Consider the following 13,955-nt stretch of genomic DNA (forward strand, 5'->3'; position numbering starts at 1 on the left):
AATAACTAAATTAGCTTAAGGTTGTTTGTGTTTGTTACAATAAAAGGTATACATAATATATACAACGTTAGTAGATAATTGATACTGTACATAGATGGGAGTTTTCACTATGAATAAAAAGTTTTTATCCTTTGGATTAAGTTTCTATTTATTGGTTCCACATATTGCATTTGCGAAAGAGGAGAAGGTAATTCCAAAACAGCCAACAAAACAAATGGAGATTATGGTTAAACAATGGCCAGATTCTTTACCGAGAATGAAAAACAATTCCTTCCAATTTACATACCCTGATGCTGTAAGAGGGATTTATGTAAATGCAAATTCAATTGGAGGGAATAAATGGAATCAATTAATTGATTTAATAAAAACGACCGATTTAAATGCAATGGTAATTGATTATAAAGAAGATCATGGTAATTTGACCTTTATGCCGGAAGAAAGCTCATCATATCGGAAAATTGGTAGTAATTCTATCAAAAATATGACGGCTCTATTAGGGCAGCTTGAAAAAGAGAAAATTTATCCGATTGCGCGAATTGTTGTTTTCAAGGATTCCGTTTTAGCTAAAGAAAAACCAGAATGGTCATTTGTGGAGGGAGAAAAGGTTTGGACCAATGGAAGAGGAGAAGCATTTGTTAACCCTTTTGAAGAAAAGGTTTGGGATTATAATGTCAATCTTGCTATTGAAGCGGCTAAAATGGGTTTCCAGGAAATCCAATTCGATTACGTTCGTTTTCCAGAAGGCTTTGAAAATAAGGGAGATAAATTAACCTATACAAAAGGTGATTATGAGAATTTAAATAAAAGTGAAGGGCAGAAACGGGTAGAAGCGGTAACAGATTTTGTTCAGTATGCCAAAGAAAAGCTAGAACCCTATAACGTGAAGGTTTCTGTGGATATATTTGGATATACAGCAACTTTAGAAGAAGCACCAGGAATCGGTCAAAATTTCTCTAAAATAAGTAATCATGTTGATGTCATTTCTTCGATGATCTATCCAAGTCATTGGACCGCGTATTTTGGAATTGAAAAACCAGATTTGCATCCTTATGAACTTGTGAGTGAGTATACGAAAATGGAAAAGAAAAAGTTGAATGAATTAAAGAACCCGCCTATTTCAAGACCATGGCTTCAAGATTTTACGGCTGCATGGCTTGGAAAAGATAATTATCAAGTATACGGAAAAGAAGAGGTTCAAAAACAGATTGAAGCATTAAATGATCAAGGAGTTAACGAGTTTTTACTATGGAATGCAGGGAATAATTATACGAAGAATGTAGATTACACACCGAAAAATGAAGAGAAAAAAGGAGATTAAGGCATGCATTGGTATGATAAGTTAAATCAGTATTTTCCCGTAGAAGAAATGAAATCACAAGAACATATGGAAGCCTTGTTAAAGGATTTTCCGGAATATTATCATAAAGATGAAGGGAAATACCATGTATTAATGTATGTGGAAGCAGAGGATTTTATCTTTGTTGATTATTTATTTGTTTCCAATGAAGCCAGAGGTCAGGGGCTTGGGCATCAATTAGTGGAGAAGTTAAAAGAAAAGGATAAACCAATTATATTAGAAGTGGAACCAATAAATTACAAGGATAGTGATACGAAAAAAAGGCTTAAGTTTTACCAAAGAGAAGGGTTTAAACATGCAACATCCATTGGGTATAGAAGGTTATCCCTAGCCACAAGGGAAGTAAATGCAATGGAGATACTTTATTGGGCACCTAATAATGAAAACGAAGATGTCGTTTATCAAGCATTGGTAAAAACCTATAATAAAATTCATACGTATAATGATATCCATTTTTACGGGGAAGCTTATGAACCAGTCGATAAAGTCGTTCAATTTAATAATGGCCAAGAACAGAAAAATATACTTGATGATATTTGATTTTATGAATAAGCATAAATGAGAAGCTAATAGTGGAAACATTCATTTTCATTAAAATATCTTTAATTGAGAATAGAAATAGGTTTAAAAGAAATGAATGATGGGTAATTAATCAGAAAGTATATATTTTAGAACAAATATTTTAACAGATACGATAAATTTTTGAAACTTTTTTTGTTTTCAAACGTCTATAATGATAAGCAAGAAAATAAGCGAGAAATTCGGTTTAATTTAACGAGTTTTTCTTACATAAAGGAGGAGAATAACAACAAATAACGTAAGATTAATAGCTAATATACAGAAATTAATTATACTTGTGGATAAATTTTTTAAAACATATACCATAAAGCAAACAATTAGTGTATAATAATTAATATAAATTACTTGATTGAATTAATTATAATTTAAGAATTTCCAAGCAAGAACTCAAGTTTTTTATAATTATAACGAATGTAGTTAATTACATGTCTAAATAAAGGGAGCGTGAATTTGTAAAATGGTAACATTATACACTTCACCAAGTTGTACATCCTGCAGAAAAGCAAAAGCATGGTTAGAGGAACATGAAATTGCTTATAAAGAAAGAAATATATTCTCTGAGCCACTTTCTATTGAGGAGATAAAAGAAATTCTTCGTATGACAGAAGATGGAACAGATGAGATTATTTCAACAAGAAGTAAAACTTTTCAAAAACTAAATGTGAATTTAGAAACAATGCCATTACAAGATTTATTTGGCATTATTCAAAATAACCCAGGGCTATTAAGACGTCCGATTATCATTGATGAAAAAAGGCTGCAAGTAGGGTACAATGAAGATGAAATTCGCAGATTTTTACCAAGAAAAGTTCGTACTTTCCAATTACGAGAAGCACAACGATTAGTTAACTAATATGAACGCAGTATAAAAGATCTGACTTAATCGATACCAAATATATATTTGGTATCTTTCAGTCAGATTTTTCTTTTTTATTCACGGGTAAACATTTAATTCCTTTTCTTTCCCCTTATGAATAGAAGAAACAGATTCTGATAAAAACTTTGGGGATTTGGTTAAAACTGTCACTGATTGCCTTTTCTTTTTAGTTTGAAATAATTTCTATGAGGTAATACTACTAAATATAACTAAACAGGAATATGGTATTAAAAAAGAATAAGTAGAAGTCAACTATCAACCATGAAAAAAATGGAGAATTGTGAATGTTTTTTGAATAGGCATATAATGGTTTTTTTCAAACCCAAGATGTTTTAATTCCATTTATACTGCTTTTGTCATAAAATATAAAGTACAAGGTACAATACAAGGAAAAATTATATTTTATTTCAGAAAGTTTACTTGTAAGAAATAAAACAAATCTGTATGGGGGTCTCTTGTCCCTTCCATCATAGTCTGAAGGGAGTGTTAGCGTATGGAAATTGAAAGAATTAATGATCATACAGTAAAGTTTTATATTTCGTATATTGATATAGAAGAACGTGGATTTAAACGTGAGGAGATTTGGTACAATCGGGAGCGCAGTGAGGAATTATTTTGGGAAATGATGGACGAAGTGCATCAAGAAGAGGACTTTATCTTTGATGGACCATTATGGATCCAAGTTCAAGCTCTAGAAAAAGGCTTGGAAATTCTTGTTACAAAAGCGCAGCTTTCTAAAGACGGACAGAAGTTTGAAATTTCCATTCCGGAGGATAAGCTAAAGGATTTACCTATTGATGAACGTTTTGAAGACTTAATGGATCAACACTTTACTATAAAAGATGGTGAAGAGGAGTATGATGAGAGTCTTGAATTTCTTTTAACGTTTAATGATTTTGAGGACATCATTTCCTTATCCAAAATGCAAGGGCTAGAAGGAATGGATACAAAACTCTATAGCTACAATGGAAAATATTACTTATTTGTACAGTTCCTTGACGAGGAAATTCCAGAAGAGGAAGTAGAAAATGCATTAAGCATTTTACTGGAATATGCTCAAGAGGATTCCAAAATGACTATTCATGTTCTTGAAGAGTATGGAAAGGTTATTATGGAGAATGAAGTATTTATGGAGTTAAGAAAATACTTTAATTAATATAAGAAAAATTTGATGCTAAATAGAAACTCTGCAATGTGTGGTTAGTGCCTATCATTGTAGAGTTTTTTTGTGTACAGATAAGAGGGAAGCAGAAGAAGGATGTATAAATGCCAAGCTTGATGAATAGATATAGACACCTGTAGAAAATGTAATGATAGACCTAAATCACTTAAAGCATGTCAGGTCTCACTCTACTTACAGAAAGAGCGGAGGAACGCTTTAGATGGGAGTATTTTAGTGGCATTGTGGGTAAATATAAGGGAATAATAAATGAGCTATACGAAGCTTATTGTAAGTAAATGGGAGAATGGCGGTGCCTGTCATGAATCATACTGCTAGGTTAGGATTGTTTTTTGTAGTAGCAGCTCTATTTGTTTATGTGTTTAATTTATTTTTCTCCGTAAAAGGGGGAATTTACGGACAGTTAAGTTTAGTTATAAGTTTGTCGGTAATTTTTATCGGCTTTGTCATTTTCTTTGAAAATAGGCATCCGACACAAACATTAACCTGGTTAATTGTATTAGGAAGTTTTCCAATTATTGGGTTTGTTTTTTATTTGTTCTTCGGGAGGAACTATCGCAAAGAAAGAATTTATCGAAAAAAGTACTTTCTAGATAAAGAAGCATTTCTGAAGATTGAACGTGAAATTAGTTCCCGAAAAGAAGAGAAGAAAAAGATACTGGATGGACATCAACGCAATTTATTTCACTTAGCCGAGAAACTTGGAAATAGTCCAATTTCATTTGGTACTTCCACTCAAGTACTAACAGATGGAGATGAGACGTTTTCGACCATTTTAAAGGAATTAAGGAAAGCGAAACACCATATTCACATGGAATATTATATTGTGAGAGATGATGATATAGGTCAAGAGATAAAGGATATTTTGCTTGAAAAAGCAAGAGCCGGAGTACAGGTTCGATTTTTATATGATGCTGTTGGGTCTTGGCAGCTATCTAAAAAGTTCTGCTTAGAAATGAAAGAGGCTGGCATTGAAGTGGTTGCTTTTAGTCCTGTTAAAATGCCTTTTTTTAATAGCAAATTTAATTTTAGAAACCATCGCAAAATTATTATCATTGATGGAAATATCGGCTTTGTAGGAGGTTTAAATATTGGAGATGAGTATTTAGGAAGAAATCCTTCGATTGGTTATTGGAGAGATACTCATTTGCTTCTGAAAGGAGATGCGGTTAGGTCTTTACAATTGATTTTTCTTCAAGATTGGTTTTATATGACCAACCATAGTTTCTTAACAGAGGAATATTTAACACCAGTTTCTGAGGAAAATTCCCATGGCGGAGTACAATTGATTGCAGGTGGTCCAGATAATGAATGGAGTGTTATTAAAAGTATTTTTTTCAGCATGATTACTTCGGCGAAGAAATCAATTTGGATTGCTACTCCTTACTTTATTCCGGATGAAGATATTTTTTCTGCTATAAAAATCGCTTCATTAAGTGGAGTGGATGTTCGGATTCTTGTTCCTAGCAAACCAGATAAACGAATCGTTTTCCATGCTTCTCGTTCTTATTTCCCAGAATTACTGGAGTCAGGAGTAAGAGTCTTTGAATACAATCGAGGATTTATGCATAGCAAAATTATTATTGTAGATGGTGAAATTGCTTCCATTGGGACATGTAATATGGACATGAGAAGCTTTCATTTAAATTTTGAAGTAAGTGCCTTTTTATATAGGACAAGAAGTACAGAAAAACTAGTGAAAGATTATTTAGAAGATATAACTCACTCAATCGAATTAGAAGTGGAGACCTTTAATAAAAGGCATTACGGATATCGAATGCTTGAATCGACTTCTAGATTGTTATCTCCGTTATTATAAATGCTGTTTTTTTGATATATGAAATAAATGTAAGGAAATACTTCTGAAAAGGACTAAAATTCTCTTTATGTTAGCATTTTTGTTCAATGGTAATGTGAAGAAAATTTAGCCCTTTTCTGGTTTAGGAGAATTACTTTTGCTGAAGAGAGTATTAAAGTTGTCTTTATAGAAAATTCATTTTGTGAGTATTTCTGAGAAGTTTAAATTTTTTGCAGGAATAAGAAGAACAAAAAAGAATAATAAAAAAAGAGGATAAAAGGAGGGATATTACTTGTATACAGCAATAACGGCAGAAGGAAAAATGATTAACTTGTTTACGATGGAAAATAAGGATGAGCTAAAAGGCTTACGTGAATTGCCGATATATTGTCCAGAATGTAAAGGGAGAGTCATTTTAAAAATGGGGGAGAAGAAGATTACTCATTTTGCACATGAGAGGACACAATGGTGTGCGGGGAATGGAGAGGCTGAGTCTTCTTATCATTTGCAAGGAAAGCTACAACTATATCAAAAATTGCTCGAAGTTAATCTTGAACCTAAATTAGAACCTTATTTTCCAGAAATAAAGCAGCGAGCAGATATTAGTTTTGTCTTTAACAAGGAGCAATATGTGATCGAATATCAATGCGCAGTTATTTCTCCGCAATTAGTAAAAAAACGTACAGAAGGTTATCGAAAAATAAATATTTACCCGATTTGGATTATTGGCTTTCATCATTTGAAAAAATGGAATCCGATCAAAGTGAAACTTTCCACCTTTATTTATCAATTTTTCACTTTTTATCAGAATCAGTATCTACTCCCAACATATTGTCCTTATGATAGGGTATTTTACTTGATTCAAAACCCCGTCCCTATCTCTATTTCTCAAACATTTATCTCCACTTCTTCCTATCCCTTAGTAAAAATGGAGGGCGAACTGAAACTTCCCATCCTATCAAATAAGAATTTTTCTATCTCTTATTGGCGAGAGTTGATTCACCGTCAAAAGACAAAGGATGTGCATTATCCAACAAAAACAAATGATCATTTTTTAAAAGAGCTATATGCAAGGGAACTACATCCCCATTTCTTACCGCCATTTATCGGTATACCCTTAAAAGAAGGCTTCCTCATAGAAACACCTCCACTTTATTGGCAGGCCACTATTTTTTTAGACAGCTTTTTCGATGCAACAAAAATATATCCCCTCCAAAAAGTTTATGGACATTTCCAAAGGAGAATAGAAAAAGGCAATATAAAGATAAGAGACTTGCCTTTTCTAAAAGAGAAAAACTGGAAAGTAGCCGTTAAGCAATATTTACAGACACTTATTAATTTGAAAATTATGGAAGAAATAAAACCGAATTTTTATCGTCTTCTTTATTGGAAAGAAATCAGAAATTATAAGGTACAGACACAAGAAGAAGTGGCATTTTATAAGCATTTAAAAAAATTAAATGATATGCAATAAACATAAATGAAATAGCATAAAATACACATATGCTACTTGGATATGTATGCAACTAGTTCATGCGTTAAAATCGGAAATAGAGCGAAAATTTGTTAGAATAAGAAGGAGTTAGTCGGCAAACAGAGAATATGTAGTAAGGTTTATATTCGTATGGCGAAATAATAGAGTGGAGGATGAAGCATGTCAACAGAAACAGGTGTTAAGAAATTACCACTACGTAATGAGGTTCCAGCAGAAGATACTTGGAGATTAGAGGATATCTTCGCAAGTGATGAAGAATGGGACAAAGAATTTGAAGAAGTAAAGAATTTATCACAAAAGGCTACCGAATATCAGGGCAAGCTTGCTGATAGTGCTGATGTACTTTATGAAGCTTTACAATATCAAGATGAGCTACTATCAAGGCTTGGGATATTATATACATATGCACATATGCGCTACGACCAGGATACAACAAATAGCTTTTATCAAGGAGTAGAAGGTCGTATTAAAAGCTTATATGCACATGCTGCAAGTGCACTTGCTTATATCGTTCCTGAGTTATTATCGATTGATGAAAAAGTCATAAATACTTTTTTAGAAGAAAAGGAAGAACTGAAGCTTTATAAGAAGGCGATAGAAGAGATTAATCTACAACGTCCACATGTTTTAAATGCAGAACAGGAAGCGTTACTTGCCCAAGCTTCAGAGGTATTGGATTCATCTAGCAACACGTTCGGAATGTTAAATAATGCTGACTTGGAATTCCCAAGCATTAAAGACGAAAATGGGGAAGAAGTAGAGGTTACACATGGTAGATACACACGCTTTTTGGAGAGTGCGGATCAACGTGTACGTCGTGATGCCTTTAAAGCAGTTTATGATACGTATGGTAAATTTAAAAATACGTTTGCTTCAACATTAAGTGGAGAAATAAAAAATCATACCTTTAACGCAAAAATTAGAAATTATGATTCACCAAGACATGCGGCACTTGCTGGTAACAATATTCCAGAACAAGTATATGAAAACCTTGTGGAAACGATTAATAAAAATTTACCATTATTGCATCGCTATGTGAAGCTGCGTAAAAAGGTTTTAGGTGTAGATAAGCTCCATATGTATGATCTATATACTCCATTGGTAAAAGATGTGAAAATGGAAATACCTTATGAAGAAGCAAAAGACTTAGTCATTAAAGGATTGGCTCCTCTCGGAGAAGAGTATGCTTCTATTTTAAAAGAAGGATTTGAAAACCGCTGGGTGGATGTCCATGAGAATAAAGGGAAAAGAAGTGGTGCCTATTCTTCAGGAGCATATGGTACAAATCCATATATTCTAATGAACTGGCAGGACAATGTAAACAATCTATTTACATTAGCCCATGAGTTTGGTCATTCTGTGCATAGCTACTATACAAGAAAATCCCAGCCATATCCTTATGGAAACTATTCAATTTTTGTTGCAGAGGTAGCCTCAACTTGTAATGAATCACTATTAAATGATTACTTGCTTAAAACCATTACGGATAAACAAAAACGTCTATACTTGCTCAATTATTTCTTAGAAGGATTCAGAGGAACTGTATTCCGCCAAACAATGTTTGCTGAATTTGAGCAATTAATTCATGAAAAAGCAAGTAATAACGAGCCTTTAACGGCAGACTTATTGACAAAAGAATACTATGCATTAAATCAGAAGTATTTTGGAGAAGAAGATATCATTATAGATGAAGAAATTGGTTTGGAATGGTCTCGAATTCCACATTTTTATTATAATTTCTACGTATATCAATATGCGACAGGCTATAGTGCTGCAACTGCTTTAAGTAAACAAATTTTAGAGGAAGGAAACCCAGCAGTAGAACGATACATCGATTTCTTAAAGGCTGGTAGTTCTGATTATCCAATTGAAGTACTGAAAAAAGCTGGAGTAGATATGGCAAGCAAAACACCAATTGAAGAAGCATGTAAGGTTTTTGAAGAGAAATTAAATGAAATGGAAAGCTTATTGAATGAGCTTCAATAGTCTTTAGAATGGAAAAACGAGTAAGAGAGGCAGCTCTTTTGCTCGTTTTTTCATTTGGTTCTTCTTTTTATCTTTTAATTTTGACATTTTTGTGAACAAAGTACCAGGTGTATTGCAGAAAATTATCGATCTATGATACTATTTAGTTGTGAAGTTAATCACAAACAAACTTATACCCCTTTGTTTGACCGTGAAAAATTTCTCCCATCCCCTTTGTTCGTAAAAATAAAAAAGGCCTTGCCTTGAGACAGCAAGTCCTTTTTTATTTTTATTCAAATTGACATTCCTATAATTAAAATACACTATATAAAAAAATAGACATGGCATCTTAATAGATAGCCACATCCCCCATTTTTAACCAATATATTTCCAAAATACCCCGTATTTAGCTGGTATTTGCTCTACTAATTGTCGTAATTGTAACTTCTTCATTTCTTTTTCAATTTCTTGAATCGATTTATTATAAACAACAGATAATTCCTTTGAAGCGACAAACTTAAAACATTCTAAAAAGTTTTCAAGCGGTGGTGGAGCTGCTTTTTCTGGTTGGATTTGCAGCATTTCCTCGATAATTTGTACGTATACCTCATATGGATAATAACCTGTCACTTTAATTCCTTCTTCTTCGATATTTTCATTAAAGAAGACGAGTGTGGGAATTTCATTTACTTCCATTTCTCTGGTGATTTTTAAATCGCACTGAAATGCCTTAGCTGCACTGTTTGAATGAATATCAGCTATAAATTCTATTACATCAATTCCCACACTTTTAGCACACGATTTAAGAACTTCAAATGTAGCAATATTTTTTTTCTCCAAAAATAATAGCTCTTGTAATTTTCGTAAGAACTTCATACCAGATTTCCGTCCTTGCAATTCTGCTGCTTTAAGTGCAATGGAAGGCAAATGAGGAGAAATGATTGGATTATCAAACCATAAAGATCCATCACATGACATCCCTGAACGACTAGCGGTTTTTTCCCAAAATTCAGCGATATTCGCATACTTACTTTTCTTACTACAATTTAAGGCAGATAATCTACCGCTTAATACATGTTTAAGGGAGAAATATCGTCCATATTCAATCTGCAATTTTTTCATAATAGGCTCAAGCGCCCAGCATTCAGGACAGAGTGGGTCGATAAACATATATATTTCGAGTGGTTTGCTTTCTTGGCAATTGTCATCAGCTGTTTTCGGCTTGGATACAGAAAAGTCTTTTTCCATCACGTGTTATCACCTTTTTTAGTTTCGATTTCCTCCGAATTAATCATATGTTTTGCTGTCAGCACGAGTCTTGAAAAAATCTCTTCTCGTAGTTTGCTATCTAATTCTACTTCTTCCATAGCTTGATCCATACAAGCTAACCAAGCTAGTGCACGTTTTTCTGTTATTGGGAAAGGTAAATGTCTCGCTCTTAGCATTGGATGACCGTGTTCATTAGAATAAAGAGTTGGACCACCTAAAAATTGTGTAAGAAATTGTTTTTGTTTACGAGCTGTTTCTGTTAAATCTTCTGGGAAGATAGGAGCTAGGTCAGGATGTTGACCAACATGATTGTAGAATAAATCTACAAGTTTATTTAATGTGGCTTCACCAATTCGTTCATAAGGTGTCGACATGTTCTCGACCATATTTAAAACTCCTTTATTGTTCTTTTATATCGTTACTTTAATTATATTGTAACAATCGACATTTCATTGTACAAATAAATAGCTTGTAAATAGATCGAGATGAAAATTATGCCATATAATGCTGTGTCACTTTAGTGACGTAATTCTGTGTTTCCTTAAAAGGCGGAATACCCCCATACTTATCTACATTACCTGGTCCTGCATTATATGCAGCTAAAGCAAGTTCGACATTTCCACTGTATTTTTCTAACATTTGTTTTAGATACTTACTTCCGCCCATAATGTTCTCCAATGGATTGAATACATTTTGTACTCCTAATGATTTTGCTGTACTTGGCATTAGTTGCATTAAACCGGATGCACCAGCATAGCTAGTTGCATTTGGATTGAAATTGGATTCTACTTTGATTACAGAGCTTATTAGTTTTTCAGGTAAATTATATTTTTCCGCTGCTGTTCTAATCATTTCATCGAAATCTGTGGTGGATGACGATGAAGCATTCAGCTTAGTTAAACTTAGTGGCAGAAGGGAAACATTATTCGCTAATCCTAAAGGTGTGGAAGATGCTCCTAATGTATTGTTTTCGATTGAATTTGTTAAATTTGTTTCAGATGTCAACATATTACTGAGAAAATCTTGGAAGAGAGTAGATGCATTACTGGTAGTGTTTGTTGAATTTAAACCTTGTAAAGCTTGGAGTTCAAGCATTACTTTAAATTGATCAATTTTCATTGCTTTCCTCCGTCTATTAGCAACTTCTTAAAATAACAAAATGTAAAACGCTTTTGTAGCTAACAAAATAGAAGCAATAAAGAGTGTGAAAATCTTTATTGCTACATATCAGGGTGTAAAAGATTAATCTGTTTTTAAGTGATTTAATTTGTACTTTGATTAAATAAATTAAGGTTATTTCTGTTTATATTTTTCTTCATAAAATCTACGGACTTTGTTTTTCGTTTTTCTAACGGGAATTTTTAGGGTAGATAATAACTCTGTAAAATATATTTCTCCTTTTTCCCGATTGCTTACTTCATATTCTAACTCATAATCTTCCTTTTTTAAATAAAAACTATGATCTAAAACTAGTAAACCATTTCCAATTTGTTTTTCTGCTCTAATTGTTCGTAAGCTACCAAAATATAATATGGAGGCTGGGTTAATGTTCATATTTAATAAAAGACCAGAGATTTGTTCATCATTTATTTTCCCAGTTGCGAAAATAGCGTCGCTTTCCTCCTTTGAAAGAATTTTATTTGTTTCAAGAAGTCCGTCGCGATGTGGCTGCTTTAAAGTTAATTCATAATCTTCCTTTTTTTTGCGAATCCTTAGAGCAGAATGATTCTTCTTTAAAGCAAAATCACTTGTATCAAAATAATGATTTTCGTGCTCAAATAGTTCTTCTTTTTGAATGTGAAAATGAGTTAGGAGCAATGCGTATTCTTCTTTTGTTAACATATTTTTAAATTCTATTTCAATGTTTTGATTATGAGACATAAATAAATCCTTTCCAAAATGACTTGTCTATTATTATAAAGTGTGATTGCCAAACATGCTATTTTATTGACGATTTTCTTTTAGGGTCTTATTACATTCATTTTTTGTTATATAAACCGCTACCCAGGCTCTTCCGCTTTTCTATATGTCTAGCTACAGCGCCTAGCGGTTAGCAAACTTCAGGCTACCTCCCTACGATAAGTCAACATCGATTCGCTGTTGCTCATCGTGTTTCCTTTATCTCAGTCGATATCCTTCCAGTTTGTACACCGCTAATCAGGCTCTTCCGCTTTTCTATGATAATTCTTTTGATTGTGGTAAAATATGCATAGTTGGAGGGTGAATTATGAAGCAAAAATGGAAGATTAAAGAGACAATAAAAAGGGAAAATGAACTGGTATTTCAATTGCAAGAGAATGCAATTCTAGAAAGTACGAAAGCATGTGGTCAAATCCTTGTTGATTCTGATTCTCTTGCGTTTATATATTTACTTGAAAAAGAAAACGAATATGTTTATCTGGAAATTCCGGAAAAGGTATGGAAGGACTGTAAAGAAGCAGTAGATTCAAATGATGCCTTTTTTGTAAAAGATGCAAATGGGGAAATATTGCTAGAAAGCTTTAAAGAGGAAATAGAATATTTAATTGAAAATATTCGAGGAAATGGAAATTATGGAGAGGATATGGAAAAAGCAGTTTCATCCATTTTTCTACAATGATTTGTTAGATTTTTTTTAAACAGGAATTAGTATAATTGCAGTTTAGAATGTTGGCATTCCTCCTGTTAGATAAGAATAAGAAATAATTAACAAATCTTCTATAAAAGAAATACCTCGTCTGAAAAGAACCTTGGAAATGAGGTGTTATATATGAAACAATGGGATCAATTTTTGGCTCCCTACAAGTTAGCAGTGGAGGAACTAAAGGTTAAACTAAAAGGAATGAGACGTCAATTTGATCATGAAGATGACCATTCTCCAATAGAATTTGTAACAGGGCGAGTAAAACCGATTGCAAGTATATTGGATAAGGCAAATGAAAAGGGGATTCCTTTAGACAAACTTGAAACGGAAATGCAGGATATTGCAGGACTCCGTATGATGTGTCCATTTGTTGACGATATTATAAGAGTAGTTGAACTATTAAGACAAAGAAATGATTTCGAAATTGTTGAAGAGCGAGATTACATATTACATAGAAAAGAAAGCGGCTATCGATCCTATCATGTGGTAATTGTCTATCCTGTACAAACCATCAATGGGGAAAAGAAACTCCTAGTCGAAATTCAAATTCGTACGCTTGCAATGAATTTTTGGGCGACGATTGAGCACTCATTGAATTATAAATATAAAGGGCAATTTCCAGAAGATATTAAAATGAGGTTACAGGGAGCTGCCGAAGGTGCCTTTCGTTTGGATAAAGAAATGTCTTTAATCCGGGGAGAAATTCAAGATGCACAAGCTTTCTTTAATCGTAAAAAAGAAAATGACAAGAATAATTAGTGTTTTCTTAGTAATTCAAAAGAAACTCATTTTATATTCTGCATTTCTAAACT

The 13,955-nt window shown here is 33.0% G+C and carries 13 protein-coding genes; 9 read left to right on the forward strand and 4 right to left on the reverse strand.

The window, feature by feature from the left end; translation table 11 throughout:
• Nucleotides 1–109: 109 nt before the first annotated feature.
• The 7 genes from HHU08_RS07245 (at nucleotide 110) to pepF (ending at nucleotide 9,272) form a co-directional block, all read left to right on the forward strand.
• A complete protein-coding gene (locus tag HHU08_RS07245; protein ID WP_016204650.1) occupies nucleotides 110–1,318 on the forward strand; it encodes a putative glycoside hydrolase in 1,209 nt (402 codons plus the stop codon).
• 3 nt (nucleotides 1,319–1,321) lie between these two features.
• Complete coding sequence (locus HHU08_RS07250; protein ID WP_016204651.1) at nucleotides 1,322–1,897, forward strand: GNAT family N-acetyltransferase; 576 nt, start codon at nucleotides 1,322–1,324, stop codon at nucleotides 1,895–1,897.
• A 496-nt stretch (nucleotides 1,898–2,393) separates the two neighbouring features.
• Entirely contained in the window at nucleotides 2,394–2,789 is a 396-nt protein-coding gene (gene spxA, locus HHU08_RS07255) for a transcriptional regulator SpxA (protein ID WP_016204317.1), read from the forward strand.
• A gap of 517 nt (nucleotides 2,790–3,306) precedes the next feature.
• Entirely contained in the window at nucleotides 3,307–3,969 is a 663-nt protein-coding gene (gene mecA / locus HHU08_RS07260; RefSeq protein ID WP_016204318.1) for an adaptor protein MecA, read from the forward strand.
• Between the two features lie 325 nt (nucleotides 3,970–4,294).
• Nucleotides 4,295–5,812, forward strand: a complete 1,518-nt coding sequence (cls, locus tag HHU08_RS07265; protein WP_169189626.1) for a cardiolipin synthase — start codon at nucleotides 4,295–4,297, stop codon at nucleotides 5,810–5,812.
• 271 nt (nucleotides 5,813–6,083) lie between these two features.
• Nucleotides 6,084–7,265 (forward strand): competence protein CoiA, encoded by a 1,182-nt coding sequence (locus tag HHU08_RS07270; RefSeq protein ID WP_016204320.1) that lies wholly within the window; start codon nucleotides 6,084–6,086, stop codon nucleotides 7,263–7,265.
• A 180-nt stretch (nucleotides 7,266–7,445) separates the two neighbouring features.
• Nucleotides 7,446–9,272, forward strand: coding sequence for an oligoendopeptidase F (gene pepF / locus HHU08_RS07275; protein WP_169188131.1), 1,827 nt, complete (start codon nucleotides 7,446–7,448; stop codon nucleotides 9,270–9,272).
• A 354-nt stretch (nucleotides 9,273–9,626) separates the two neighbouring features.
• On the opposite strand, the gene HHU08_RS07280 is transcribed toward pepF, so the two are convergent.
• The 4 genes from HHU08_RS07280 to HHU08_RS07295 all read right to left on the reverse strand — a co-directional run bounded on the left by HHU08_RS07280 (nucleotide 9,627) and on the right by HHU08_RS07295 (nucleotide 12,401).
• A complete protein-coding gene (locus HHU08_RS07280) occupies nucleotides 9,627–10,499 on the reverse strand; it encodes a ClpXP adapter SpxH family protein (RefSeq protein WP_016204324.1) in 873 nt (290 codons plus the stop codon).
• Nucleotides 10,499–10,906 (reverse strand): globin domain-containing protein, encoded by a 408-nt coding sequence (locus HHU08_RS07285; RefSeq protein ID WP_016204325.1) that lies wholly within the window; start codon nucleotides 10,904–10,906, stop codon nucleotides 10,499–10,501. Before HHU08_RS07285 ends, HHU08_RS07280 begins: the two co-directional genes overlap by 1 nt.
• Before the next feature lie 106 nt (nucleotides 10,907–11,012).
• Nucleotides 11,013–11,639, reverse strand: a complete 627-nt coding sequence (locus tag HHU08_RS07290) for a lytic transglycosylase domain-containing protein (protein ID WP_169188132.1) — start codon at nucleotides 11,637–11,639, stop codon at nucleotides 11,013–11,015.
• Nucleotides 11,640–11,813: 174 nt separating this feature from the next.
• Nucleotides 11,814–12,401 (reverse strand): CYTH domain-containing protein, encoded by a 588-nt coding sequence (locus HHU08_RS07295; protein ID WP_169188133.1) that lies wholly within the window; start codon nucleotides 12,399–12,401, stop codon nucleotides 11,814–11,816.
• 346 nt (nucleotides 12,402–12,747) lie between these two features.
• Here HHU08_RS07295 and HHU08_RS07300 point away from each other — a divergent pair, with 346 nt between their 5' ends.
• The gene (locus tag HHU08_RS07300) at nucleotides 12,748–13,119 is read left to right on the forward strand and encodes a UPF0738 family protein (RefSeq protein ID WP_016204328.1); all 372 of its coding nucleotides are present in this window, start codon (nucleotides 12,748–12,750) and stop codon (nucleotides 13,117–13,119) included.
• A 150-nt stretch (nucleotides 13,120–13,269) separates the two neighbouring features.
• Nucleotides 13,270–13,902, forward strand: a complete 633-nt coding sequence (locus HHU08_RS07305) for a GTP pyrophosphokinase (protein WP_169188134.1) — start codon at nucleotides 13,270–13,272, stop codon at nucleotides 13,900–13,902.
• The last annotated feature ends 53 nt before the right edge of the window (nucleotides 13,903–13,955 follow it).

This window comes from Niallia alba, assembly GCF_012933555.1.
GTDB classification, from domain to species: Bacteria; Bacillota; Bacilli; order Bacillales; family Cytobacillaceae; genus Niallia; species Niallia alba.

Coding starts and splice junctions, on each gene's coding strand:
- HHU08_RS07290 (WP_169188132.1), bottom strand. CDS start 11,639: ATGAAAATTGATCAATTTAAAGTAATGCTTGAACTCCAAGCTTTACAA.
- HHU08_RS07245 (WP_016204650.1), top strand. CDS start 110: ATGAATAAAAAGTTTTTATCCTTTGGATTAAGTTTCTATTTATTGGTT.
- HHU08_RS07295 (WP_169188133.1), bottom strand. CDS start 12,401: ATGTCTCATAATCAAAACATTGAAATAGAATTTAAAAATATGTTAACA.
- mecA (WP_016204318.1), top strand. CDS start 3,307: ATGGAAATTGAAAGAATTAATGATCATACAGTAAAGTTTTATATTTCG.
- HHU08_RS07285 (WP_016204325.1), bottom strand. CDS start 10,906: ATGGTCGAGAACATGTCGACACCTTATGAACGAATTGGTGAAGCCACA.
- HHU08_RS07280 (WP_016204324.1), bottom strand. CDS start 10,499: ATGGAAAAAGACTTTTCTGTATCCAAGCCGAAAACAGCTGATGACAAT.
- pepF (WP_169188131.1), top strand. CDS start 7,446: ATGTCAACAGAAACAGGTGTTAAGAAATTACCACTACGTAATGAGGTT.
- spxA (WP_016204317.1), top strand. CDS start 2,394: ATGGTAACATTATACACTTCACCAAGTTGTACATCCTGCAGAAAAGCA.
- HHU08_RS07305 (WP_169188134.1), top strand. CDS start 13,270: ATGAAACAATGGGATCAATTTTTGGCTCCCTACAAGTTAGCAGTGGAG.
- HHU08_RS07300 (WP_016204328.1), top strand. CDS start 12,748: ATGAAGCAAAAATGGAAGATTAAAGAGACAATAAAAAGGGAAAATGAA.
- cls (WP_169189626.1), top strand. CDS start 4,295: ATGAATCATACTGCTAGGTTAGGATTGTTTTTTGTAGTAGCAGCTCTA.
- HHU08_RS07250 (WP_016204651.1), top strand. CDS start 1,322: ATGCATTGGTATGATAAGTTAAATCAGTATTTTCCCGTAGAAGAAATG.